Origin of the sequence: Paenibacillus sp. OK003 (genome assembly GCF_900109515.1) — a bacterium.
Classification (GTDB): domain Bacteria; phylum Bacillota; class Bacilli; order Paenibacillales; family Paenibacillaceae; genus Paenibacillus; species Paenibacillus marchantiae.
Window position 1 is genome coordinate 42465 of the sequence record NZ_FOBD01000026.1, and the last position, 26627, is coordinate 69091.

Below are 26627 nucleotides of genomic sequence, written 5' to 3' on the forward strand. Positions count from 1 at the left end.
GTTGTACTGGAGCACAAGTTGTTTAATCAAAGCTCATTTGATTGATGCTTGTCCTCATTCATTTTCGGGTTTTAAACTAAAAATACACTCACACAGTGTAAACGTGTGCGAGTGTATTTTTTGGTATGGCGAATGTTTAAACTGGCATGACTTTCATTCACATCCGTGTATATCTTATTCTCTTACCCTTCGGCTTCTCCGATCATTTGCCGCTCTATCTTTTTCAACTCATAAAAATAACCTTTTTGCTCCATTAACTCTGCATAGGAGCCTGTTTCCACTATCGTTCCCTGTTCCATCACCACAATGCGATCCATCTCTTCCAGGCCAGTAAGCCGATGACAGATCAGTAGAAGCGTATCCTCGGCTGCTTGTGCATAGAGATGTTTCATCACTCGTTCTTCTGTAACGTAATCCATGGAGGAAGTTGGTTCGTCGAGAAGCCATAATCGTCCCTTACGAAGCATGGCCCGTGCCAAAGCCAGCCTCTGCTTCTCGCCGTCCGACAGGTTTTCCCCTTTTTCATAGACTACATCGGTCAAAGATGTATGGGGCAGTTGTACTTTGGCCAGCACATCTACCAGTTGTTCATCCGAATATTCTTCCGAATGTTCTTCATCATTCAACAAAAGGTTATCCCGGATCGTTCCCCGGAAGAAATGACTTTGCTGCAACACGACATTAGCCGTCTGCCATATGCTCGCCTCATCCAGTTCCTTCACCGAAATGTCATTCAATCGGATCTCCCCAGTAGTAGGTGTTCGCAGTTTAAGCAGCAGTTCAATAATCGTTGATTTGCCTGATCCGCTCGGTCCGACAATCGCCGTTTTGGAGCCGGGTACAATATGCAGCGAAATGTCCTTTAACGCCGCTCTCCACTCCCCTTCATATTGAAACGTAACATCGGAGAGATCTAGTGAAACAGCCTGATTGCCAGATAACGCGCCTTTTGGCTGCGTAGACACAGACTGCCTATCAGAGGTCTGTATGGTTTCCGTCAGCCGTTTAGCGGCGTGTTCACTATCTTGCTTATATAAAGGTAACGTAGCCATTGCGGCAGCTTCTTCGAACACGGTCTGCGTGGCTAGGATTAGCATGGCGAGGAATACACCAGCAAAGACTCCATTCATAATTAAGAAAGCGCTCAGTGCCAGCACCCCCCATGTAACGAGATACGTCACAAATACGTGCATGGATTGTCCGCTCAGCAAGTGTAAAGCAGCTCGTTTCTGTTCCGTTGCCAATGCAGCGGAAGCCCGCTGAAGCTGTTGTTCGCGCTGTTCCAATTGGTTGTATATTTTCAAATCCCGGAAACCATACAACACTTCGGTTACCTCCGTGGACAGCAAGGCCCGTTGCTGACGGAGACGTCCGTGTATTTTTCGCTGCCCTAGCAAGACAATACCCGGTACAACAAATGCCGTGATTAGCATGCCCAGTACTAACAAGCACGCAATCCAGATTGAAAAGGCAGAAGTAAACAGCATTGTAGCCAAAAACACCATAATGACAATGATCGGTGGATACGCGACGCGCAAAAAATAGTTTTGCAAACTTTCCACATCGCCCACGATCCGCGCAAGCAGATCCCCGCTTCGATTTTTGTTCAATATACCAGGCGTTATCGGAATTAGCTTGGCAAAAAAAGAAGTCCGCAAACGACTCAGCATAGAGAACGTCGCTCTGTGGGAATACAAACGTTCTCCGTAGCGACTCGCCGCTCGAAGGAAACCGAGCAGTTTGACCATCGAGGTGAGTACAATTAAGGTGTATAGTGGTGGCGCAAATACCGTTTGCGAAATCATGTACCCACTCGCGGAAAAGAGAGCCACACCTGCTATGCCTGCGATGAATCCACCCAATATCGACAGCAGGATATCCTTGCGCTCCTGAATCATCGCCTTTGACAGAATCGTCAGATCATTCATGCTAATCCTCCTTTCCGTTGGACATTTACCATCTCGGCATACTGGGGTAGGCGCGCCATAAGCTCTTCATGCCGTCCCGAATCCGCTAGCACACCGTTGTCCATAAACAATATACAATCGGCATGTTGAATGGTATATAACCGGTGAGCCACTGTAATCATCGTCGCCTTGTCAGCCAATCTGGCAATCGAACGTTGCAATATCTGCTCCGTGCGCAGATCCAATCCCACCGTGGGTTCATCAAACAAGATGATGGATGGCCGCTTCAAGAAAGCACGTGCCAAGGCCAGTCGCTGCTTTTCCCCACCAGACAGACCTCGTCCCCCTTCTCCAACCAAGGTATCGAAGCCATGCTCCAATTGGGCAGCAAGTTCGGCAAGCCCGGCATCCTCTGCCGCCTGCTCAATTTCCGTCCTGGACACGGTCCGAACCGCTCCGATCGCAATGTTCTCAGCAAATGTACCTGCAAAAATATACGGATGCTGTGTAATGTAGCTAACCTGTTCGAACCATGCAGCCTCATCATAATCGGAAAGCGGTTGTCCATCTACCAGAACCTCTCCTGATGCTGGTTTCAGCAAGCCCGCAATGAGATGGAGCAACGTCGTTTTCCCTGAGCCGCTTTTGCCGACAATGGCAATATGTTCTCCCGGATCAAGCTGTACCCGGCTAGTCTCAAGTTCAAATGATTCAGGCGTGTATCGAAAACGGAGATGGTTCAATATGATGGACAGCGGCATGGAACTGTCATTGGAAATGTCATTGAAACGATCGATTTGCAATGCCCCTATCCCGTTCTCCCTTTCCATCCGCTCCATGTTATCCACCTTATCAATTCCATCGGATGTACCTACTCCTTCTTTGCTATCTACCAATTTGCTCTCCCCAGCCGTTTTCTCAAGCATCTGCTCTACCTTACGAACCGCTCCCATACTTGTGCGCCCGCTGTGAAAAGCCGTTCCCGTATTTTTCAACAAACTGTAAAACTCGGGAACAAGCAGCAATACGAGAAACGCGGTGTGGAACGACATCGATTTGAATACAAGCAGCTGGATTGCAAGCTCAAGAGCGACGATACCGATGCTTAGCATTACAATTGATTCCAGCATGAATGTATTGGTAAACGCAATCCGCAAAATGCCCATCGTGGCATCGCGGTAACCGATGCTGGCGCGTTCAATCTCCTGCTGCTGACGGTGAGCCCGTCCAAATATTTTCAACGAAACCAGCCCTTGAAGAGAATCCAGAAACGTACCGGAAAACTCGGCCAGCTGCGCATATTTCTCCTCTGATTTGTTCTTCGTCTTCAGTCCCACCAAAATCATGAACAAGGGGATAAACGGGGCCGTAAACAGCATAATGAAGCCTGAATTGGCATGCTGCATAAACGTTACCACCAAAATCAGAATCGGAATGATGGCAGCCTCCATCATACGCGGCATATATTGACTGAAATAACTATCAGCCTCATCCACAGCATCCAGAGCAACACTGACCTTACCGCCTGTTTGTCCGCTAAGGGTTGATGGGATTGACGCATGGGTCAAATGTTGCAGCACGGCTGCCCGCATATTCGTCTTGGCACTGGAAGCCATATGCAAACCAACTTTTCCGTTCCCATAAGACAACCCTGTACGAACGACCATGACAGCCAGGAGTATCCCGAGCAGCATGACGACCGACGAAACGGAAGCCTTCTCCACGAAGATCCGTTGTACTGCTTCAGCCAGTAGCGCAGCCTGACTTACAATCGCTGCACCCAGCGCAAGTGAAATCACTGCAAGGAGCATGAGACGTTTTCGTTGCCCAGACATTTGTTGAGAGATCAGGCTTGTTTTCCTCTTCATGTAAGCTCTCCTCCTTTCTATGAACCTGTGAGTTTACTCCCTTACATCGCATAATGAATTCAATTTATTTTTTTCCCTTTACATAATCCGCATCAAATAGAAACAGTTTGAAAACCAGAATCAAGGAAGGAATCAACATACACATGCCACCGATAAAGACAACAACCAGTGCGAAGCCCATCGCTGGTGAGGTTACACTGTTCTGAATTGTAATGAACGGATCAAGGATATAAGGATATTGACCAATTCCGTAAGCGAAAAAGGCACAGAAAAATTGCAGCATGATACATATAAACGCTAATCCGTAGCGGCGTCCGTTATAGATCAGCCACATCGCAATCATGAAGAAGGCAACGGAAAGTGCAAGCAGCCACCATAAATCCATCATATTTTGAGAATGTCGCTCATTGTGCTGTCCCAAATAAATAAATGCAGTCAGTGCGATGATAATCGTCGGTGTGCTCCAGAACAGGGCATAGGTCCGTACCAGCTTCAATGCAGAATGATCCTCTGCCCGCGACGCATAGAAGGCCAGAAATGAGCTGCTAATGAACAATACGGACACAATCGCCAGTGCAACGATGCTCCATGATAACGGATTGGTAAACAGCGTCCAGTAATCCAGCGAAACCGTCGAACCCTGCTTCACGATAAAACCACCTTCAGACAGCGTTAGCGCCACTGATAGCGAAGCGGGAATAAGCAATCCCGAAGCTCCATATAGAAACAGGTACACGATATTATTTTTGGAACCATAGTTCTCAAAGGCATAAAACGACCCACGAATGGCGAGCAAAATGACAGCAATACTTCCCGGTACGAGCAGCGCTGATCCGTAATAATAAGCCGTGTCGGGAAAGAATCCAACGATGCCAATGTAGAAAAAGACAAAAAATACATTCGTAATCTCCCATACCGGTGATAAATAACGGGAGATCAGACGATTAATCAGGTGATCCTTTTTCGTCAGGCGTGCATAAAAGGCAAAGAAACCCGCCCCGAAATCAATGGAGGCTACTATTAAATAGCCATACAAGAACAGCCAGAGCACCGAGATGCCAATCAGTTCGTAACTCATGTACGCTCACCCTTTTCTGTAGACGGATTGCGCTTCTCCTTCATCCATTTCTCCATCTCGACTTCTGCCGGATTATTGTTGAATAAACGTCTTAGTACGAGAACACACATCACTCCCAGAACGATGTAGAGAAGCAGGAAGAAGAAAAAGATCATTCTGATGTTGGGTGATGAAGTGGCAGCTTCCTCCACACGCATATATCCCCGAATAATCCACGGCTGTCGTCCCAGTTCAGCATAGAACCAGCCCAGCTCAACCCCGAGAAAAGCCATCGGTGCGCCTAGCGCTATGATCCCAAGCAGCCACTTATTCAGCTCATTACGCTTTTTCCAGAACACAAACAGGAAGTACAGAACTGAGATAGCCAGCAGCGTAAATCCGATTCCGGCCATTAAATCAAACAGGTAGTGAACGAGCAGCGGCGGCCATTCGTCCTCCGGAAACTCCTCCAGTCCGGTTACTTCGGCATTAAAGTCACTAAAGGCCAGGAAACTGAGCAGTTTCGGCAGGTGAAGGGCTCCTATAATTTCATGCTCCGCATTCAGCCATCCCAATAAAATCAAATCTGCGCCGCTCTCCGTCTCAAAATGCCATTCTGCTGCTGCAAGTTTCTCCGGCTGATGCTCGGCCAAAAACTTGGCGGACACATCTCCCGCTAACGTGTTCAGTAAGCCGAACAGCAAAACCACCGCCATCATGAGATTCAAGGCTTTTTTGTGGTAGGCAGATGCCCCTTTTCTCAGCATTGCAAAGGCTGCAATTCCGGCTAACAGGGCAGCTCCTGTCAAATATGCTGAGCTTAATACATGAAACACCTTGGAGAATGTCGCCGTATTGAGCATCGCCTGCACAGGGTTAACCGCTGTGAATTGGCCTGCTTCCATGACAAAGCCTCCAGGCTGGTTCATGAAGCCGTTCACCGTTGTAATAAACACAGCCGACATGCCTGCACCGGTGACGATGGGAATCGTCAGCAGCCAGTGAATGTATGGATTTTTGAATCGATCCCACGTATACAAATAAATGCCCAGGAAGATGGCTTCAAAAAAGAATGCGAATACTTCCATAAATAACGGAAGTGCAATGACATTCCCTGCCAGTTTCATGAAATTCGGCCACACCAGGGCCAGCTGCAGTGAAATCGCTGTACCGGTCACCACACCAACCGCCACAGAAATGACAAACCCTCTTGACCACCTCTTCGCCATCAGTGTGTAATGGGGGTCCTTCTTGCGAATCCCCATGAACTCAGCAATTGCGATCATTAGGGGTATACCGACGCCCAGTGTCGCAAAAATAACATGGAACCCCAGCGTCATGCCTGTCACCAGCTTGCTCCACATCACCGTATCGATTGCCATTGTTTACTGCCTCCTTTCAAACTCTGTTCGATTTTCATACGGATTTGAATCTTTTAATTATTAGGTCAGTCAGCCCTCGGACTACGTTCTATATCAGGTTGAGAGAGGTCCCACGAGATAGGTTCAGAGTTTATCTATAAACCGTTCCTCCATCGTTGTATGTACAAAGAGAATTTTTTCACAAAGTAAGAGACGAAGGAGCTTTACCACACCATCATTGTGTATTGCTACACAAAGTTACTGGACTGAGCATGGGTTGGCGAGCTATGTTTTACCTGATACTGAAGGGCCAAAGTGCTTAACGGGACCTAATAGTTAAAATTATTATATCTTTGTGAATTAGCAATTCAATCGCTGACACGTCTTCGTCCCTAAATGTTCAAGAAAGGATCAACTCTTTCTGACAACTCGGTGAAAAGTGTAAAAAGTAGCCAAAGGGGCTATTGATTCATTAGGCACAACCGTGGTATTGCGATTTCAATTCCACTATGCGTGCAAGAAGTTCGGGAAAACCGTTCGCGGTTGCCTGGACTTTTATAGCAGCTTATAAATAAAGCAAAAGAAGCCGCTCATATAGCGACTTCTCGACTTGTTTTGTTCATAAGCATAAGTCTAGCAAAGCTTCAATTCTTTTGCTGTATGGTCTGCTCCAGCCATTGCTGCAAGGGAGTATCTTTGGTCAACTCACCGAGCAGAATGTGACTGAATATGCCTTCCTGATCTATGATCATGGTCGCTGGCAACCCGGTGATGCGATACAGACCGGAGACCTTTCCGGTCACATCAATGATAATAGGGAAATCGAATTGCTGTTTCTCCATAAATTCACGAATGGTGCCCTTCGCTTCGCCCACGTTGACAAACAAGGTCTCTACATCGTTTTGAAATGTCTGAGCGATCTGATTAATCATCGGCATTTCCCTCACACAGGGGGTGCACCATGAAGCCCAGAAGTTAATCATGACGACTTTGCCCCGATAATCGGAGAGCTTTACCTGTTCTCCCGCTGAGTTAACCGCAGTGAATTCAGGAGCAATTGCACCGTCTTCAATGGCACCGGTTCTTTTGGGCTCGGATGATGAAGTCCCCTGATAAATGGCCCACGCCGCAACCAGCACAGCAGCCATTCCAATCAGGATAGTAATCAAACGTATCATTTTCGAATTCATTTTTGCACTATTTTTCTTCAATAAATTCACCTTCATTTTAAGCCAAGACTATGATGAAATGCAGCATGAAGCGACCCGAACTGCTCTCGAAACTCCTCAGTAGAGCCATCTCCCACATTACGTCCTTGGTTCATAAAAACAATGTGATCGGCAACATCATCTGCGATTTCAAGCTGGTGGGTGGAGAACACGACCATATGTCCCTCTTCCTTGATCTGTTTTATCAGATTTGCAAATTCCTGCATCCAGAAGGGGTCCAGTCCATTCGTTGGCTCATCCATGATTAGCAGCGGAGGCTTGGCCAGCAGAGCCTGGGCAAATAATACACGCTGCCGCATACCTTTGGAAAAGGTCGTGACCCGTTTCTTTTTTTGATCGGCCAAGCCTACCATGGTTAGCACTTCCGTTACTCGCGCTTTGGGCACTTTCCTTAGCGCCGCCCAGAACTGGAGCACTTCCTCTGCCGTAAGGCCCTGATTAAAATGATAGTCATCTGGCATATATCCGATCTGTTCCGAATATGGCTTTCGTTCTTTGGACCAGCGCATCTTGTTTACAATGATTTCACCCGAGGTAGGTTGAAGAATACCTGCAAGCATACGCAGAACGGTGCTTTTTCCGGCCCCATTTCCACCGCATAGGGCAAGCACATGACCGGAAGAAATGCGAAAGGATATATCTTCAACGATCTGTTGTTTTTTTATGGATTTACATAGTCCAACAATCTCTGCTTCCACGTTATCCATGGGAACGCCCCCTTTCCCATATCCCGTATACTGCCACGATCGAACATGTAATCCACAGCAGGCATATCCCCGTAAAGATCCAGCTCCCGCTGGACGGTTGTACCCAATCTACCCATTGATAATATTCAGGTCCCAGTATGGAGCCCCCACCAAGCTTGATCACCACAAACAAACGTACCAGCTCAGCCGGATTTATGAAGGTTAATACAATGAGTAAGGGTTTTACCCACAGATAAGGCATGAGACCCAATACGGAGATTAGAAGCGTGGGCCACCCAATTACAGCAAAAAACCAAACGGATACCGATATCGTTAACGCTTGCCACCGATTTTTGGATAACGAACCGATGAACAGTGCAATCGTCAGAAATAGCAGGACCAGTCCACAGGAGAATACCAGAAATAAAAGGTACGTCATAACATCCAAAGGACTGCCCACAAATCCGCTAAGGATTCCCATCAAGCCATATCCAAATGTAACAATGGTCATTAATACAACCGAGAGACCCAGATATTTTCCAACAATAAATGACATCGTGCCTATGGGGTACGTAGACAGCAGCTGCCAGCTGCCCTCTTCCTTTTCAGAAGTCAACGAGAACGAGCCCAGAAAAAGGGTCATGAGCGGCAATAGATAAAGAATAAGATTTAACATGGAACCTGTCGTGCCAGAGTAACCTGCTACAAAATTCTGAGAATTAATGATTAGCAAACTCAGGCTAAATACGCAGAAAAGTATTAGAAATGAATAGGCCCATGGGTTGCGAAACCCCATTTTTACTTCTCGTCGGGCTACCTGTATCATATCTACCATCATTGATCACCATTTTCATAGGTCTTTACTTGTGGCCTGAATCTGTCGTCGCTTCACTTTCCTCATGTGTTTCTTCGTGCATGCCTTCACTCATTCCCTCTTCGGGATGCCCATGCTCACCCTCACCCATCATATCCATCATTTCTGTATTTTGCTTCCAGTCGTGGGAGGCAAGGTCTTCAGCGGTCATGATCGTTCCTACACCCTGCTCAGCTACAAAAGCTTCCGCAGAGGCTTTATCCTTGAAATTGAGGATGCCGTAAGCCATGGGTGTACGCAGTGAAGCGTCATATACATAAGTGGCTTTGCTATACTCAATCCATTCCTTATCGTTATAATCACGAACAAAATCCATCCCGATGTTATCTGTTCCGTTCTCTTCTTTCCACTGATGCATACAACCAATGTCATCAAATTTATAATTTTTACCGTCTTTCGTGGTAAGCTGTGTGGCATAGGCATCATCTTTCACCTGCATTTTGCAAATGGCACAGATATCCACGTCTTCATTGATAGGCAATGCCTCGTATTTTTTTCCGCAAGCTGTTAATAACAGCACCCCAAAGAGAAGCACCATCACTGTTTTCCAATATGTTTTCATTTTCATTTTCGTAATACCCCCATATTGATCATAATTAAAGTGGCCATGCCCAGCAGAATGCATCCAATGATCCAAACCCCAGATGTCTCTTTGACCACTTGTGTACCTGTCTTCGTCGTCTGTGATTCCGCTTCCATACTCATTAACGGCGATCTGTCGCTTGTCCACTCTGCCTTGCCTTCCGTAAACAAGTTGCTCATAAAGATCATGCCCGGAGATTGAAAGAAAAGCTGATAAGCCGAATTTCGGTTGACCACTTGCTCGTAAAAAGGGTTGATCGCATAGGAAAGCTCACTAATGCCATCATTGTTCAGGTCCAGACCCTGAAAGGAATCCCAGTAATTTTCCTTCATCTCATTGTGAGGGCTGTCCATCGACGAGGCTTCAATCACATTCGAAATAAATTGGTTTTTAGTAAACTGATTATCCTCCGCAAGAACGAGCTGAATTCCGATGAAATTTCGGAGCACCGCATTGCCGCGAATTTCATTTCCTGAAGATTCAGCAATGTTCATGCCCACACGATTGCCTTCAACAACATTGTTACGAATGGTGGATTGATGTACGTCATACAACAAAATCCCTTGTGAGTGCACATTTTCGCTCTGTTTGCGAAAGGAATTTCCCGATACAACTGTATTCTTGACGCCCATGACCATGGCTCCAGTACTGTTGTTCTCCCCCATATTGTCCACAACGGAAGAACCGTCAATATACATACAATGAATTCCATACCTCGTATACAACAGTGTGTTGCCCTTGACCGTAAGGTCGCGACTGTTCTCCAGATAAATACCGTCCCGCATACTCGTAATTTCGTTATCGACGATGGAGTTACGATGCGAATTGTACAGATCAATGCCGTTCCCCTTTTGACTACTGGAAGCAGACTCTGGTCCAGCCCAGGAAATGGTATTGTTTTGTATTAGCCCGTCGCTTGAACCTCGCAGCATAATGCCGAAGCTGGCGCTTTGAATATCCAGGCCCGTGATTTCTGCACGATTCCCTTCAACCTGAATTGCGGCAGTGGACTCATTTGTAAAGTGCTGAACCGTAAACCCCTGCAAAGTGACTCCAGCTGAACGAATGGTAATCGCAGATTCGGCTCTGGTGTTCAATACGGTTACCGATGAGTCGCCTCGAATAGACATGGGCTTGTCGATCCTTACAGGACCCGAATATAGACCAGGCTCAAGCACAAGAACTTCTCCTGATTTCGTGCCATCAATGATCGGTTGAAGCGGAGTAGCATCTTGTGTTCCAGAAGCAGCGTACATCGGAAATGATAGCGGGCTTCCCAATATCCCCATAAGAATCAGCATGCCAAAGACAATCCATTTTTTGAAGTCGTGGTGAGCGGATGATCTTCTTCGTTGTTTACGCGACATCATAACCTCCTTCATTTGAAACAAACCGCCCGGAGCCTCCATCCTCATGAAATGACAAAACCCTCTGATTTCATTGGAAAACATGGTAATATTATTTATTTTTCCATAAAGCGCTATCAACACACTGTTCATAGTGTACATAAAAACATATTTTTTCCATATAGCTCATTCTGGCTATAGAACTGGAAGTTTTGTGTCTAATTTGTGAGAGCCGTATGTATGTTCTTGGTTAGTCCATCCTGCAGGATTTGGTAAGCCACCTCGCGGCTCAACCTTTAACATAATCAAAAGGCATGACTCCATAGAGCCATGCCTTTAATAATCTATCTCTGAATTGTAGACAATGTATGAACGATTATGTCCAGGCTTATTTCTTGCCAGTGACGGCTGCTACCACATCGTCTGCCACCTTGCCGTCTGCAATTGGGCCGGACATCATCCAATGTCTGGCTGACACTTTGAACACATGGTTGTCCTTCACAGCAGGCATCGTTTTCCATACATGAAGTTTCTCAACTTCCGTTGCAACGGTACTGTTCTCATTGAACTCTTCTTCCGTGCTAATCGATCCTCCGTAGATGGCAAACACATAATCAGCTCCAATAGAAGGCAGCTTCTCTAGAGATGTCGTGACTCCCCAATCGTCCTTAGTATCCTTCTGGAATGCTGCAACGCTTTCGTCTGGATTTAACCCCAATTCAGTGTAGATAAGTGGAGCGAAGCTCGGAAAGAACACCTGCAGATCCTTGTCCGATGGACGCATGAAGACAACTGTTTTGTCCGGGCCCACAGCCGAAATGATATCTTCCTTGGCCTGTTTCAGTTTGTCGGTGTTCGCCTGAAGCACCTCCTGTGCTTTATCTTCCAAGCCCGTTGCCTTGCCTATTTCCACAATGGTTTTCTCCCAATCATCCGGTGAATAGGCAATGGTTGGCGCAATCTTGCTCAGTTCCTCATACGCTTTGTCATCAATGGCGTTTCGCTGAACCACGATAAGATCGGGCTGGGTTGCCAAGATGGCTTCCAGATTCGGATTGAAATCCGCATTTCCAGCGAGCGGAATGTTCAGTGCTTTGAGCTGGTCATCCAAGTAGTAGCCATCAAAGTCGTATGCATAGACCATCGGTACGCCCAGGGACAATGTAAGATCCTCCAGACCAAATACGGCAACACGTTTTGGATGTAGCGGAACTTCCGTTTTGCCCATGGCATGTTCGATGACCTGAGTCTGAGGCTCTTCGGCAGTTTGAGTCGCTGCGCTTGCGTTTGTCTTGGTCGTTTCTGTTGTGGCTTGCTCTCCTGCTGTATTTGTTTTATTTCCGCAGGCAACAACCATAAGTGAAAGAACCAATAGCAGGAGCATCAATCCTGCAAATCCGCGTTTCCTTCCATGTGTAGCCTTTTTTGAACGATCTCTTCTAAAGAGATCATTATTTTCTGTGTGAGACATGAGTTCCCCTCCGCATTTCTGTATTGAGAATGATTATCACATGATGATTATACAGATGTTCCTCAGCGAAGAAAATAGAAGAAGATGTCTACTTTCGCCCTTTACCGGGCACTAAATAGCAAGTTTACTTCCTGAAGCAGAAGTTCATGCCGATTGGCTGTATGTTCCAGGATCGGTTCGCTTAACCAATGTCCTCCCTGTGTCAGATAGACTTGTCGGTTTCGTACGGCATGCAGCTGTTTCCAGCTTTCCGCATGTTGAAGCCTCTCCCACACCATCAGGGAATGATGGTCCTTCATAACACTAACGATGATGACGTCCGCATCGAATGCAGCAAGCTGTTCGGCTTCCACGTATCTGGTAAATTCGATCTGATCCACACCCGAAGCCGCGGCAATCTTCAAATCGTCATAAAATACGGTTCCTGCTCTTCTACCCCAGATCTGAATGCCCCGGGGAGACACACTTAATGCGATTAGCTTACCTTGTTGAAACGAATGAGGAATATAATGAAGAACCGTTTCCACCTTTTCCTCATATCGAAGAAGCCATCTTTCACTTTCATTCTCCCGATCCAAAAAACGGGCCGTTCGCCGCAGATGTTGCCGCCAATCCTCTCCGTGCCAACTTAGAAACAACACCGGTGCGATGTGCCGCAGCTTCTCTTTCTCCTCTTCGGGGATCATCTCGTCCAATGCAACAATCCGGTCTGGCCTGGCCCGCATCAATGCTTTGAGGTTGAAATCATAGTCGTGGCTGAGTGCTACCTTGACATCATAACGATATTTCCGACGGTAATCATCTGTCCAAAACTGATCAATGGGCGCTGCGAAGGGGATGATTTGTAGGGTCAGCAAATGCCCGATATTGGGCCAGCTGTACGCGGCTGTTTTGCATTTCCTGTTCGCCATATATGTACGAGGCGGTAATCCGACCTGCTTTTTGAATTGGCTGCTGAAATAGTGTTGGTCCTTGAAACCTGCCAACAGAGCAATGTCCTTCAGTGGTTGTCCTGCTTCCATCAGACGTTTGGCCTCGTTGGTGCGAATCTCTGCCAGATAGTCCATCGAACTCTGACCGAATTTCTCTTTGAATGATCTCATGAAATAATAGCGGCTCATGCCTGCTTCATCGGCCAGGTTCTCGACTGTGATTGTATCCTGATAGTGATGCAGCATGTATCTCCGTGCTCTCTCGAGTGCGTTCTCGTGCTGGTTCTGCTTCTTGAACAGCAGATACAGCAGGTCCTGGAAACCTGCTTGGCTTGCGAAACGATCTGTTGAATCACCGGTATGCCAGTAACCGACGATTTTTTCGCAAAGTTGCTGCACCTGTGCATCTGGAAACGTGATTGACCTACCAAGCTCCGTCAACAAATGCTCAGAGGACACCTTCTGTCCTTCATATGGAATGATGCCGATATGAATCCGGTATATGATCTGCTCTCCATCCGTTAAATAAACGGTCTCGACCCGTTGGCCTGGTAATACGAAATGGGCACTATTTGGAACGAACGGATGCGGTATGCCATCAATGACGATTTTGCCGTGACAATTTGCAGCAACAAGAATGACATGGTCAGGTGTTTCTTCGTATATCAAGCGATAGGCCTTGTCGACCGAATCCTTGAATACGTTCTTTAAGCCATACCATGCGAGATCTGCTGCTGTCTTTCCTTCCCCCTGCGGGTGATTTTGTTGTAATTGTGTCATCATAGCGCATCCCTCTTTTCAAATCTTCTTCAAAATTCTAAATGATAACAATTCTCAATGTCAATCATAATTCTCTCATGCACCAAATATCGTGTCTTCGAATATGGATATCTACTAAGCCACAAATTTTTTAAACCTAGTAATAGAGCCCATTCATCCGGTTTTTCACAAAATGGATACCGATAAGCATTTGACAAAGCTATATATTGATATAAAATTAAGAAATAGATCTATATATAGTGTTTGTTTTTGATCACCTTTCATTTGTCAAGGAGGATATGATAGTGCTAATTGTGTATGATTCTATAACCGGGAATGTTAAGAGGTTTATTTCCAAGCTTCAACTGCCGGCTGTTCAGATTCAGAATCAAATGACGATTGATGAACCGTACGTACTTGTGACATATACAACAGGTTTTGGACAGATACCTGATAAGGTGTCTTCTTTTTTGCAAAAAAACTCTGCATACCTGATTGGCGTGGCCGCCAGCGGTAACCGTAACTGGGGTGAGCGTTTTGCCAAAAGTGCAGATTTAATATCTGCATCTTATAACGTCCCGGTTATTAGTAAATTTGAATTATCGGGCTCCAAGAGAGATGTGGAGTATTTTGAACAGGAGGTGAGCCGCATTGCGTCATATTGAATTAAATAACATGCTGCTAAAGCGCGACTCTGATGGCTTCTTCCAGTTACATAAGGATAAAGAGGCTGCAGAGGAGTTTATGAAAGAAATCAAAGATAGAAGTATGGCGTTTGCCAACATTGATGATCAAGTCAAATTCATGATTGAACATGATTATTACGAGGATTTCTATGCTTCCTATACAGCTGACCAAGTTAGAACCGTATTTGAAATTACGCGTGGCTATCAATATAACTTTCCTTCCTATATGGCAGCTTCTAAATTCTATACTGATTATGCATTGAGAACATATGACCGCAAAACATACCTTGAGCAATATGCGGATCGAGTAGCAGCCGTAGCACTTCATCTGGGTCAAGGACACTTTGATACGGCTTGTTTGCTGTCTCGTTCTATGATGGAACAGCGTCTTCAACCGGCAACCCCTACTTTTCTAAATGCGGGAAAAAGTCGGCGCGGTGAACTGGTTTCTTGCTTCCTGCTTGAAATGGATGATTCACTGAACTCCATAAACTATGTACTAAACACTTGTATGCAGTTATCCAAAATCGGTGGTGGAGTGGCTGTCAACCTGTCGAAGTTGCGTGCTCGTGGTGAAGTCATTAAAGGGGTTGAAGGTGCTGCTAAAGGCATCACGCCTGTTCTCAAGCTGATGGAAGACGGCTTCTCCTACGCCGATCAGATGGGCCAACGTAAGGGTTCTGGTGCAGCATACTATAATATTTTCGGTTGGGACGTTATGGAACTGCTGGATAGCAAAAAGATTAATGCGGATGAGAAAATCCGGCTGAAAACTCTCTCGATCGGACTTATTGTCCCTAATCGTTTCTATAAGCTGGCTCAAGATAATGAGCCCCTGTACCTCTTCGCACCTTATAGTGTCTACAAGGCGTATGGAACACATTTGGATGATATGGATCTGGACGTGATGTATGATACCTTGCTGGCTGACGACCGCGTGAAGAAGAAAAAATCGCTCAGCGCACGGGATATGCTGACCAAAATAGCGATGACTCAACTTGAATCCGGTTATCCCTACATCATTAATAAAACCAATGCCAATCAAGCACATGCCTTGAAAAACGTAGGACAAGTCAAAATGTCGAACCTCTGCACAGAGATCTTCCAGCTCCAGGAAACTTCTGAAATTACAGACTATGGTCAACCGGATATTATCCGCAAAGATATCAGCTGCAACCTGGCCTCCCTCAATATTGTTAATGTTATGGAGAGTGGCAAGATCAAGGAATCCGTTCATGAGGGCATGATCGCACTAACCTCCGTCAGCGACATGACGCATGTTGCCAATGCTCCCGGTGTGGCAAAAGCCAATTCCGAAATGCATTCCGTTGGCTTGGGTGCCATGAATCTGCACGGTTACTTAGCCAAAAACAGGATTGCTTATGAAAGCTCGGAGGCCAAGGATTTTGTACGTACCTTCTTTATGACCATGAATTATCATTCTCTGGAGAAAAGTATGGAGTTTGCAGAGCAAACGGGTCAACGGTTCTATGGATTCGAGCAATCGGACTATGCGACTGGGGTATATTTTGATCGTTATGTGACTACGGATTACCGTCCCACCACATCGAAAGTACAAGAATTGTTTAACGGCATTGCTGTTCCGTCACCCGAGGATTGGAACCAGCTTAAGTCTAAAGTGATGAAAAATGGCCTCTATCATGCCTATCGCATGGCTATTGCTCCAACGGCCAGCATCTCTTATATCCAAAACGCAACATCCAGTGTAATGCCGATCGTAGAACAAATTGAGACACGGACCTATGCCAATTCAACCACGTATTATCCAATGCCCTATTTGCAAAAGGATAACGTCTTCTATTACAAGTCAGCGTATCAAATGGATCAATTCAAAGTAATTGATTTGATTGCGGAGATTCAGCCGCATGTGGACCAAGGCATCTCAACCATTCTTCATGTAAACAGTGATGTATCCACGCGGGAGTTGGCTCGCTGCTACCTGTATGCTGCTCATAAAGGGTTGAAATCTCTGTATTATACAAGAACCAACAAGCTGACGATGGAAGAATGCATTGCTTGTTCAATATAAATAATTTCCCTTTAGGGTATTACGATTGGAGTTTGATATACCATGCCGGCAATTCAAGCTGTGAACTGGAATCGAGCGGATGATGATTTCACACTGATGTTCTGGAATCAGAATATTATGCAATTTTGGACCGATGACGAGATTCCTTTATCCGATGATAAAATGACCTGGGGCATGCTCAGTGATATAGAAAAAGACGCTTATATGAAAGTTTTGGGAGGCTTAACCCTTCTGGATACGATCCAGGGTGGTGTAGGTATGCCGCAGATTATGGAGCATGTCGATGGACTGCAACGCAAAGCCGTACTTAGTTTTATGGCGATGATGGAACAAATTCATGCGAAATCATACAGTAGTATTTTTACCACATTGGCATCAACCGAAGAAATTGACAGTGTATTTAAATGGGTGGAAGAAAATCCATATCTGCAAACCAAAGCGACGGTTATACGTCAGTATTACATGAACATTGAAACTTCAAAAGATCTGTATATGGCGATGGCGGCCTCCGTTCTTTTGGAAAGTTATTTGTTTTACAGCGGATTTTTCTATCCACTCTATTTAGCTGGACAAGGCAAACTCACCTGCAGTGGTGAGATCATTGATCTGATATTGCGGGATGAAAGTATTCATGGTGTATATGTGGGCGTGCTGGCCCAGGAAATATACGCGAGCTTTGATGAAACGCAGCGAAACGATGTGTATCAAGGTTTGGTTGATCTAGTACAGCTTCTTCATCAAAATGAGTTGCAATATACGGAGGAATTATATACCCCTATTCATTTGACCGAAGAAGTCGAAGCATTCCTTCGTTATAACGCTAACAAAGCGATGATGAACCTCGGGTTTGAGCCATTATTTGAAGACGAGGAAGTAAACCCGATTGTATTAAATGGAATCAGTACACATACCAAACAGCATGACTTTTTCTCTAAAAAAGGCAATGGGTATATTCGTACTCTGAATGTAGAACCTCTGACGGATGATGATTTCAAGTTTGAATAAGTCATAAAGAATCATAATAAGGCTAACGTGTAGCCCATGAATATGAATAAAGAAGGCTGTTCCTCCCCGAGGAATAGCCTTCTTTATTTACTTTTCGAGCCACGAAATCAGTCTTTGCAGCAGAACAGGCTCTTCCTTGCGGAATTGCTCCAACCGAAGTCTTACCTTCGCAAACACGGCCTTGTCTTCACGCATTTCATGACGGATGTATTGATCCCTTAGCTTCATTGCCCTGGTGGTTATATCCTGATAACCATTCACAAGTTCTTCGTCGTAAGGGATTATCCCCTCATCGATCAAATAGGCAATCCGTTCACTCATCATTTTTTTGTGCTCCCAGAGCACATGAAGATGCCTCACATCGTTACGGTCACCGAGACGAGGATCGTTGCTCTCTACCGCATCATAGTACATTTGCAAATAGTCGTAGACGTCAATTCCGAAAGCCTGTTCGTTATCAGGAATGTAATTAATGCGATTCAGATGAGTCTCTCCGTTCAGGTAATCATGCAGTTGGTCGAGTGCTACGATTCTATCGAAAGGATAAGGAGAATGCGGCTCGTATTTGTAAAAATAAGTGTGATGATCCGCGGTGAACCCCTCTCTGAGCAGATGTCTCATGGAATGGACAGCATCCAGGAATTCCGTGAACGGAATCTGTACATTGCGGTAAACTCCCGTATGGTCGAACATGGAAGCATCAAAAATACGTTTGTCCCAATCGAAACCGTACAGAAAAAGATGATGCGGAAACGGTTCCTGCTGATAGGCCGCCGCTGGCGGTAGCTTCGCTTCGTCCAAAAACACGACACAATAATAGCCGTTGCGAATCTGATCCGCGAAAAATTGGGGCCAGGCGTCCAGCGCCAAATGCTCCAGAATCGTATAATTCACAGAGCATGTGAGTAGAAATGGATTATTGAAATTCAGTTCGTTGGGTTTACCCCGAAAAAAATCGATATAAAACTGTCTGCCATCCTCCAGAAAGGTTTTCTTGCAGGACAACTGAATGAAATTGCTGTAATACCAAGGAATCGTTTCCTCATGTGTACTGGTAATCGAAAGCGTGTAAGCCCACCGCAGAAATCCTTTAAGTGGCGGATTTAACACGGGCAGCTGAACAGCATTCATTCTTTCTCCCCCTTAACTGCTTGCACTACTATATCCCTTTACAGCCTGTTTCCAGAGCAATCGTATAACTGTGAAGAGTATAAGCGAAGCGACCAACGCCAGTCCTGTGTAGAGCCAGCTGAGCTGTCCTAGCAGGAACATCGGCCCGAAATTGGTAATCAGGAACAGCGGAATGACAAAGGTACCGATCCGCCGGACCCAAGTTGGGTATATTGCCATTGGAAAATTGTTGGCGTCCCAGGCGGAATGGGCGATCTCCGATGCAGAACCCGTCTGAACGAACCGAAATGACAGCAATGCAGGGATAATCATTAGACAGTATGTGATGATAACGGACACGAATAACAGCAGCATAAACCCGGCTAGCTGGAGAAACGTCAGGGGTATGTCCATAGCATGCCAGCCAATACCAACCATGACGAAACCAACCAAAATATCAGGGATTGGCAGGGCCAGATCGACATAACGCAAGGAAGCCATGAATTGAAGAGAAACCGGCTTCGTTAGCATTAGATCAAGTGAGCCGTCCTTAATATATTCCGGAATTTTCGTAAAATTGGTGAAAAACAGCCCGACATATATTCCTGTCACTACGGTGTGCATGCCTATAAATAGAAGCAGCCCTTCTGGCGGTATGCCGTCGACGTGAAGATCGGTGCGGAACACGACGAGTACATATAACAGTTTGGCGAGCAGGTAGACGGATTCCACCAGCAGGCTCATCATGAAATTGCCTCGAAACTCCATCTGGGCAATGAGACAATTTTTGATGAACATGCCATACAAATGTGCGTATTTTCTCATGGCTTTAAACATATGGAATCTCCGCTACCCCCCAACCGCTGAATATTTCTTCATGGATATGCGCCACGTTAGACGGGATAGCCATAAGAACAGGAGTATCCACCCCAACTGGATGAGCAATCCTTGATACATCGCCGCCACTTCCGTTTTGCCGCTGAGCACATTGACCGGAAAATAAATGGTATACGGAAACGGCGTGTACTGAAGTGCCTCCACGATCGAATCCCCGAAAATCTCCAACGGAAACATACCTCCGCTCAGAATATTCACGAGCAGACTCGTAATGACGAAAAAATAAGAGATTTCATTTAGATAAAAAGCACTTGCACAGATGCAGTAGGAAATTAAGAAATTGAGCAATAGCGCCCCCGACAACGTAACGACGAACAAGATTAGCCGTATGACCTGGAACTCCAGCACACCACCGGCAGATGATATCCAGATAATCCCGACAAGCAGCACAGCTGTAACGCCGTAATAGATCGCCTTCTGTCCGAAAAAGGATACTAGCCGATATCCGAAGTAACTAACCGGTTTGATCAAATACTTGTTGAGACCGCCGTTCTTGATGTCATCGACAATCTGGTGCTCGAACTGGGTAGCGATCAGCTTGGAAACCAAGCCCGCCAAGATCGTATACAAAATAATTTGATTATATGAATACGAGAATAGCGCCGTTTCGCCGGAATGTTGGTACACCGCTGTCCATATAAAATACTGGACAAGAATCGGAAACGCGGCTCCGAGAAGACCGAGAAAGAAGTGAAATCGGTATTCCATCGATTGCTGCACACCCATCGAAAATACAGCCGTATACAATTTGCGTCCATTCATCCGACGGATTCCTTTTGGTAGAGCATCGATATACTCTCCTCGATCGGCACATCCTCAATCGTCCAGTCAACGATTGGAAACGAATCGAGCATAGCACGCGACACTTCTTTTAGACGGTGTTTGGGCAGTTCCAGAACAACGCTGTAGTCGTCTGCGCTGATCATTTTCCCGAATTTGGCCAACCGCTGCTCGGCAACTGGTTCCGAGAACTGCAACTTTACAATTTTGTGCTCGCCAAACAGATCATTAATCTTATGAAGATCTCCGTCATACAGAAGACTTCCTTCATTAATAATGATTGTCCGCTTGCACAGGTCCTCCACGTCCTTCATGTAGTGGCTCGTCAGCAGGATCGTGGCGCCAAACTGTTCATTATAGTATTTCAGAAATTCCCGCACCCTCTTCTGAGAGGGGAAATCCAGGCCGATCGTTGGCTCGTCAAGATACAGCAGCTTTGGTCGGTGGATCAGACCGGCGATTATCTCCATTTTCATACGTTCACCCAAGGACAGCCTGCGAACCTGTACATCCAGCAAGTCTTGCACATCAAGCATCTCTGATAGTTCGGCAAGACTTCGACGATAGAGATCATCCTCGACGTCATATATACATTTGTTCAAATAAATCGAATCGCTGGCAGGAAGGTCCCACCAAAGTTGATTTTTCTGACCCATTACAATGGAGAACAGCCGTTTGAATTCATTTTTTCGCTCCCAAGGTACATAACCAAGTACGTCGGCTTCTCCACTTGTGGGATATAAAATGCCCGACAACATTTTGAGCGTTGTGGTTTTACCTGCTCCGTTCGGACCCAGAAATCCAACGCACTCTCCAGCGCCGATATCGAAGGAAACGGATTTAACCGCTTCCTTCACAAGTGATTTGCGAGCAAATAAGTTTTTCAGTGAATGTTTGAGTCCTGCTTCTTTCCGGTAATATACGAACGATTTGTTCAGTTCCCGTACACGGATAAAGTCCATCCCCGCTCCTCCTGAATGATTGCATGTTTTCCCTTATTGGCGGCTAAAGTTAAAGCGATTAAACTCCGTTGTTATACAGAAGCACGCATTTGGAGCAAATCGGTGTCAGACCGCAGGCCAGAATCTCGCGTTGTTTTCGCAGATCCTCACCGTGGAAAATATCGGCCACACTTTCTTCATATAAATTACCGACACTGAATTCCGGGAAAAATTTGCATGGATTGACCTTACCGTCTGGCATCACGTCCATCCGGTTCGAGATCGAGAAACACTTGGTCCGATTCATGGCTGGCTTTTCGCTACCTCGAATAAAACCTTCTACCTCTTCGGGCTCCAGCGCAGGCTGATAGCGGATACGTACATTCCACACTCGTGAATTAACTCGTTTAAATTCCTCGATTAATGTGTCAAAACGGTCAGGTGAGATGTGAAACGTGAAAGAGTGCCAGCTATTCTTGTGGTCACTCGCAAAGCGGGAGGCAAGGTGCGGAAAGTGCGTATCAAAGTAGGTGTCCATTTTTTCCGCCGTATCGGAAGGGATGTACCATGGGAAGCAGAAGTACACGGAATCAACGCCCAGCTCTTCAAAGAATTCCATCAAGCTATACAGCTGATCGACCATCTGGTCATTTACTGTCAGGGCTACGGACACTTTGCCTTTGTACAAGCCCTGCTTTTGCAGATCCAACAGCAGCTGTATGGCGTGAATCACTTTTTTGAACGTGCCTTTGCCCCGAATCGCGTCATTCTCCTTCTCGAATCCTTCCAGGCTGACCAGCATGACTAAATTCTTAGACATTTTCAAAATGGAATCTAGCTTTTGTTCAATGAGAATCGCGTTTGTGCAAATGGTCGTATGCCGGTCTTCCTTAGCCAGCAGTTCTGCCAGTTCATCGAACTTAGAGTAAAATAGCGGTTCTCCGCCCCACAGGAACACACGTGATTTGCGTTCTCTCGTTTCGGCGAGCAGTTTCTCCACGACGGGAATCTCGATTTCGTCTCTCTTCACTTCACTGGCAAAGCCGTGATGGAAGCCATCTGGATTCCATTCAAAGCAATGCTTGCAGCGCAGGTTACAGCCGTTATTAAGCTTGATTCCGATCTCATAAGGCACGGGTGCGGCATACGTCGGGTCCTCCCGGCGTTTCCTTCCCGTTTCCGCGAGTGGAACGAGGGTTCTTTTCATATTTTGAAATGTCAGCTTATCAAACGTAACTGCTGTTTTCGGCTGCATGCGTTTTCCTCCCCAAATGATTGATTTTTGATCGCTGCTCCAGTAAACGTTCGTACATTTTTTCGAGATGTTGTTCTGAGTAATCTAGGGCTTTCCATTCCGCAAATCGGATACCGAAACCACAGGATTCCCAATACTTTGAATTCTGAAGCTCATGGTCACCAAACGGCTCTAACATGACAAAAGGTATTCCGTAGGACAACGAATCGTTCAGTGTCGCTCCTCCGGGCTTGCTGATAATGGCAGCGCAATTGCGCATCAGATCCGTGTAAGCAGAGTAATCGCGGAGCGGAATTGCCCGAAGAATGCCCTCTTCACGCACATATCGGTTCATTGGTGGAAACGAATGCCGCCCCTGGGCATCCCGACTCCACGGATTCCATGAAACCTCTGTTCCGAAGTAGCGTGTGCTCCCATCGTCCTCCTCCACCTCGGAAGGATCGTAGACGATCACATCCAGCAGGTAACCAAATTGACGAAGCTCTGCAATCGTTGACGCGTATGTTCCGATCCCCCAGCCGCCGCCATGGATCAGAATGCGCCCGTCACGCTGTGCATAAGGCAGAAGCTCCTTTTCATCTGAGGCAATATAGAAGTCTGGAGACAACCTTGAAGGCTCGTAAAGCCAAACGTTCTCGTAGTCCGGATACAAGCACTTGTGTACCTTAAACGATGGCGTATCGCACACATCCAAGCGGATCAGTTGAATATCCAAAGGCGAGTGCGCAATGGCTTTGTACCTCTGCAGGATCGGAAGCCAAAAACCGGTAAACACAGCAAAATGAGATACCCCATCACGTATCCATGAGTCCAACAGGAACTGGACTTCCGCTTCATTCAGGGAAGAGTCTACAGGCTTGGCCAGTTTATGCCCCATAAGGGCAACGGAGAAATCGGCATGAAATGCTTTTTTGGTGGAATTAATCTTGCACCTGATTTCTTCATGATACAGGTTCTCCAGAACGTGAACGTCCGTTCTAACACCTCTATCTTGCAGGTACGTGTTTAGATGCATAGCCGGAATGTATGCACCAAGCGAATTGCCCGACGCAAGTAGGGTAACCGAAGATGAATTCATGCGCAGCCTCCGCATTCCAGAATTAGTTGTACACTTTAATGGACAAGTCAGCGAGTACCTGCCTCAGACTTATGATCAGTTCATTACGATGTTCGTCATCACGGCCCACGACCGAGATATACAATCGTCCCTTCGGCATACCCCGATGGCTCTGGATTCCCTCGGATATACGCCGAGAGGTCAGAATATCATTCACCATTACGGTGTTAGATGAAATAGGCATAATTCCGTACTCACCTTTCCCTTTGAATAGAAGACCGGATACATGCAAAGCGTCCAGCAAACTTCCAAACGTAAAGCCTTCAGGTAGACCGAGAGACAGAAAGGTAAGCAGGCCGCTATGGCCGTACGTTTCCCAGCCTTTATCGAGATATGCATTAATGAGACCCATGGACTTGCGTGCGTTAATCTCGACAATGGGTATGATATCGCCGCCTTCCAAAATCATGGAGTCGAAACACACGAAGCCGTGGTATCCATCCTCGAATAATACCCGAAGTGCCTTTTCCATCGTGTCAAAATAACCCGCGTGCTCCAGCAGAAGCAGCAAAGCCTCATCTGCTCTAATAGACCCGCCGTAATTCTGCTGCTGATTCAGCATACGCTGAACCGAAAGGAAATCCCTCTCACCGCTCTTATGAATGAACCAATGTGAGCTGAAATCGATCTCTTTTCTCAGCAGTGGTTCCAACAGGAATTGCGAGCGCAATCCTCTTCTCTCCTGCTTATCCAGATGCTCTGCTATCCTTCGCTGCATGGCTTCATTTTCAATGAGTATATTGCCCTTGCCGGAAACACCGAATGGATCTTTCAGCAAATACGCCCCTCGCTTCAGTAACGTATTTCCGACAGCCTGTACTTCTACTACATTGTTCACTTCTGTGCCATAACACTTTTCCCCGATCCTGGTCAGCAGTCGGTTGGAGTAAAATTTGGAATTTACATACTTAACCGTCTCTAGGTCGGGCAAAGACCCCAATGACCCTTCGGCACGCAGGTACTCCTCCGTATCAGCCGTAATGGCATAAGGAGAGAGCTGTTTTACGTTGTGAGTCAACATCGCTTCACGCTGTTGATCGTCTGAAGCAAGCCTGAACATGCACTGTTTAAAAACGTCCGGTTCGGTTAGGGACCTCTCCTCATCGTTCAAATCAAAGTGGTAACGGCTGCGAAAGGAAAAACCTAACCCGTTCAGATAGTCGTACAGCCTTGGATCAATTTTACATCGGGTGTAAAGGATATCGTCTGGCCCGCAAAATGGAAATAACAGTTCGTCCATACATAGGACAATGGATTCCCTGTCCTTATCAGGCATAGCAGGTAGCTTGGATAAGTCCGGATCCCTCCACCGCGTTTCGGGATCAAACGTCCCCATAACGATCGTTGGAATTACCCCGGCCTCACTTCTGGACATCTTCGTACAATGATTGCTCTTGAGACTGGCAGCTTTTCAGAAAGGTTATAAATGTGTCGATCGATTGGAGATGCTCGTAATCGAATTCGTCATAGTCAATAATTACGTTCAATTGATCCTCGACTTTGAGCATAAACTGGATCATTTGCAGAGAATCGAGGCCAATATCGTTATTCAGCTCCGTTGCTGGGGACAGGGATTGGCGTAGTTCCGGTTGGTCTTCTTTAATAGCGCACAAAATATCTACGATTTTATCGTACATGACTACACTCCTTTAAAGTGATCATTGTGTGAGGTACAACCGAAATTATTACGCTTACATATGCATTCAAATCAAACCTGAGCTTGGTGTTGATTTCCCCTCCCTCTTCCAAAGTTACAATTATTATCTTTATAATTACATATTATGTCAAGGGATAAAAACCTATGATATTGTACGCCTCACCAGGCTTCTAGCCCCTAAAAAACTGCTATTTTAGCGGCTTCCCAGGATCGGCCCTTCTCCTTTCGTTTCAGACGATTTTCTCCCTTTGACTATCCCCTTCCCTGGTCGATCAACCAATGGATTGCAGGCGAGACCGTCACACGTACCAACGTACTCGATCTAATTGTATTTGCAGAAGACCTCGCTAAATTTCTAAGAGAACTAGAAGCCATTGATGCTAGTCAAGGCATACCCGCAGGCATTCAAAATTTTCATCGCGGCGGGAACTTAGCGGTTTACGATACAGATACAAGGACTGTCATTGGAAAGGTATCCGGCGAATACGATCCAAAGCTTATGACTGAAATATGGGAGCTTGCCCTGGCAACGAAATATCAAGCGGCACAGGGCGCACAGCCCTGCGTAGGGTTTTCTTTCTGCTTATCCGTAGGTTTGTTTTGCATTTTATTTTATCCATGCCATTTATCCTCGAAATCATCTGGCAATATTAATGCAAATCAGTGTTGACATGAAGCCGAGGATAAGTAAGTTCGTTATAACGGGCTGGTGAGATGGTGTAATGGAGATGCAGGTATGTACAGGGGAGCGTAAATTGATCTTACTATTGTGAATTTTTCATATATTGAAATAATAATATAGTGTGCCAAGAAAGGTGCAGTGAGTTAACATTTGAAGCTACACGATTAATTTCCCCTTAATTTTTGGATGAAAATCTGGCGGAAGTATACCGTCCCTATGGACATAGCCAGTTTTTTCTGTTGTGAATTTTTCATATAGTGAAAATATAAGGTTGTTGCCAATCAGGACCACCCGTCCAACGGGTGGTTTGCTCTTGGGGTATAACCCCCTGTTGCCAAACTGCGCCTAAAGACGCTAGCCTGACAGCAGGGCTG

At 46.0% G+C, this 26627-nt stretch carries 22 protein-coding genes and 1 pseudogene; 4 read left to right on the forward strand and 19 right to left on the reverse strand.

All coding sequences use genetic code 11. From position 1 onward, the window contains the following. Nucleotides 1-182 precede the first annotated feature (182 nt). The 11 genes from cydC to BMW94_RS27815 all read right to left on the reverse strand — a co-directional run bounded on the left by cydC (nucleotide 183) and on the right by BMW94_RS27815 (nucleotide 14097). On the reverse strand, nucleotides 183-1928 hold the full coding sequence (gene cydC / locus BMW94_RS27765; protein WP_091001910.1) for a thiol reductant ABC exporter subunit CydC: 1746 nt from the start codon (nucleotides 1926-1928) through the stop codon (nucleotides 183-185). Further along, nucleotides 1925-3775, reverse strand: a complete 1851-nt coding sequence (gene cydD, locus BMW94_RS27770) for a thiol reductant ABC exporter subunit CydD (RefSeq protein WP_091001911.1) — start codon at nucleotides 3773-3775, stop codon at nucleotides 1925-1927. The genes cydC and cydD overlap by 4 nt, the downstream gene beginning before the upstream one ends. Nucleotides 3776-3839: 64 nt before the next feature. Beyond that, nucleotides 3840-4853 (reverse strand): cytochrome d ubiquinol oxidase subunit II, encoded by a 1014-nt coding sequence (locus BMW94_RS27775; protein ID WP_091001912.1) that lies wholly within the window; start codon nucleotides 4851-4853, stop codon nucleotides 3840-3842. Next, nucleotides 4850-6214 carry a cytochrome ubiquinol oxidase subunit I gene (locus tag BMW94_RS27780; RefSeq protein WP_091001913.1) on the reverse strand — a complete coding sequence of 455 codons (1365 nt, stop codon included), beginning with the start codon at nucleotides 6212-6214 and terminating at the stop codon, nucleotides 4850-4852. Before BMW94_RS27780 ends, BMW94_RS27775 begins: the two co-directional genes overlap by 4 nt. A 623-nt stretch (nucleotides 6215-6837) precedes the next feature. After that, nucleotides 6838-7404: a TlpA family protein disulfide reductase gene (locus BMW94_RS27785; RefSeq protein ID WP_254790397.1), complete on the reverse strand. Its 567-nt coding sequence runs from the start codon at nucleotides 7402-7404 to the stop codon at nucleotides 6838-6840. 11 nt (nucleotides 7405-7415) lie between these two features. After that, the gene (gene ccmA, locus BMW94_RS27790; RefSeq protein ID WP_091001914.1) at nucleotides 7416-8129 is read right to left on the reverse strand and encodes a heme ABC exporter ATP-binding protein CcmA; all 714 of its coding nucleotides are present in this window, start codon (nucleotides 8127-8129) and stop codon (nucleotides 7416-7418) included. After that, nucleotides 8122-8943, reverse strand: coding sequence for an ABC transporter permease (locus BMW94_RS27795; RefSeq protein ID WP_091001915.1), 822 nt, complete (start codon nucleotides 8941-8943; stop codon nucleotides 8122-8124). The genes ccmA and BMW94_RS27795 overlap by 8 nt, the downstream gene beginning before the upstream one ends. Nucleotides 8944-8968: 25 nt before the next feature. Next, entirely contained in the window at nucleotides 8969-9550 is a 582-nt protein-coding gene (locus BMW94_RS27800; protein ID WP_254790398.1) for a nitrous oxide reductase accessory protein NosL, read from the reverse strand. Next, nucleotides 9547-10935, reverse strand: coding sequence for a right-handed parallel beta-helix repeat-containing protein (locus BMW94_RS27805; RefSeq protein WP_254790399.1), 1389 nt, complete (start codon nucleotides 10933-10935; stop codon nucleotides 9547-9549). The genes BMW94_RS27800 and BMW94_RS27805 overlap by 4 nt, the downstream gene beginning before the upstream one ends. A 364-nt stretch (nucleotides 10936-11299) precedes the next feature. Next, complete coding sequence (locus tag BMW94_RS27810) at nucleotides 11300-12382, reverse strand: ABC transporter substrate-binding protein (RefSeq protein ID WP_091001916.1); 1083 nt, start codon at nucleotides 12380-12382, stop codon at nucleotides 11300-11302. 101 nt (nucleotides 12383-12483) lie between these two features. Further along, on the reverse strand, nucleotides 12484-14097 hold the full coding sequence (locus BMW94_RS27815) for a helix-turn-helix domain-containing protein (RefSeq protein WP_091001917.1): 1614 nt from the start codon (nucleotides 14095-14097) through the stop codon (nucleotides 12484-12486). Between the two features lie 281 nt (nucleotides 14098-14378). Between BMW94_RS27815 and nrdI the strand changes: the two genes are divergently transcribed. The 3 genes from nrdI to nrdF are packed head-to-tail and all read left to right on the forward strand — an operon-like array spanning nucleotide 14379 to nucleotide 17814. Then, nucleotides 14379-14738, forward strand: coding sequence for a class Ib ribonucleoside-diphosphate reductase assembly flavoprotein NrdI (nrdI, locus tag BMW94_RS27820; protein WP_063562791.1), 360 nt, complete (start codon nucleotides 14379-14381; stop codon nucleotides 14736-14738). After that, complete coding sequence (gene nrdE, locus BMW94_RS27825) at nucleotides 14725-16809, forward strand: class 1b ribonucleoside-diphosphate reductase subunit alpha (protein WP_091001918.1); 2085 nt, start codon at nucleotides 14725-14727, stop codon at nucleotides 16807-16809. The genes nrdI and nrdE overlap by 14 nt, the downstream gene beginning before the upstream one ends. A gap of 42 nt (nucleotides 16810-16851) precedes the next feature. After that, nucleotides 16852-17814, forward strand: a complete 963-nt coding sequence (nrdF, locus tag BMW94_RS27830; protein ID WP_091001919.1) for a class 1b ribonucleoside-diphosphate reductase subunit beta — start codon at nucleotides 16852-16854, stop codon at nucleotides 17812-17814. An 87-nt stretch (nucleotides 17815-17901) separates the two neighbouring features. Here the strand turns inward: nrdF and BMW94_RS27835 are convergent, their stop codons facing one another. From BMW94_RS27835 to BMW94_RS27870, 8 genes are read right to left on the reverse strand one after another with little or no spacing between them, the layout of a single operon-like run. Further along, a complete protein-coding gene (locus tag BMW94_RS27835) occupies nucleotides 17902-18945 on the reverse strand; it encodes a hypothetical protein (RefSeq protein WP_091001920.1) in 1044 nt (347 codons plus the stop codon). A 12-nt stretch (nucleotides 18946-18957) separates the two neighbouring features. Beyond that, a complete protein-coding gene (locus tag BMW94_RS27840; protein WP_091001921.1) occupies nucleotides 18958-19761 on the reverse strand; it encodes an ABC transporter permease in 804 nt (267 codons plus the stop codon). A 12-nt stretch (nucleotides 19762-19773) separates the two neighbouring features. Next, nucleotides 19774-20583 (reverse strand): ABC transporter permease, encoded by an 810-nt coding sequence (locus BMW94_RS27845; RefSeq protein ID WP_072733264.1) that lies wholly within the window; start codon nucleotides 20581-20583, stop codon nucleotides 19774-19776. Beyond that, nucleotides 20580-21563, reverse strand: a complete 984-nt coding sequence (locus BMW94_RS27850; protein ID WP_091001922.1) for an ABC transporter ATP-binding protein — start codon at nucleotides 21561-21563, stop codon at nucleotides 20580-20582. Before BMW94_RS27850 ends, BMW94_RS27845 begins: the two co-directional genes overlap by 4 nt. Nucleotides 21564-21621: 58 nt before the next feature. Further along, nucleotides 21622-22797 carry a radical SAM protein gene (locus BMW94_RS27855; protein ID WP_091001923.1) on the reverse strand — a complete coding sequence of 392 codons (1176 nt, stop codon included), beginning with the start codon at nucleotides 22795-22797 and terminating at the stop codon, nucleotides 21622-21624. Then, on the reverse strand, nucleotides 22769-23875 hold the full coding sequence (locus BMW94_RS27860) for a glycosyltransferase family protein (RefSeq protein ID WP_091001924.1): 1107 nt from the start codon (nucleotides 23873-23875) through the stop codon (nucleotides 22769-22771). Before BMW94_RS27860 ends, BMW94_RS27855 begins: the two co-directional genes overlap by 29 nt. A gap of 22 nt (nucleotides 23876-23897) precedes the next feature. Then, complete coding sequence (locus tag BMW94_RS27865; protein ID WP_091001925.1) at nucleotides 23898-25289, reverse strand: hypothetical protein; 1392 nt, start codon at nucleotides 25287-25289, stop codon at nucleotides 23898-23900. Next, nucleotides 25276-25551, reverse strand: coding sequence for an acyl carrier protein (locus BMW94_RS27870; RefSeq protein WP_064637210.1), 276 nt, complete (start codon nucleotides 25549-25551; stop codon nucleotides 25276-25278). Before BMW94_RS27870 ends, BMW94_RS27865 begins: the two co-directional genes overlap by 14 nt. Before the next feature lie 273 nt (nucleotides 25552-25824). Here BMW94_RS27870 and BMW94_RS31055 point away from each other — a divergent pair. Beyond that, nucleotides 25825-26028 (forward strand): annotated as a pseudogene (locus BMW94_RS31055) (acetyltransferase); the annotation flags it as partial. Between the last annotated feature and the right edge of the window lie 599 nt (nucleotides 26029-26627).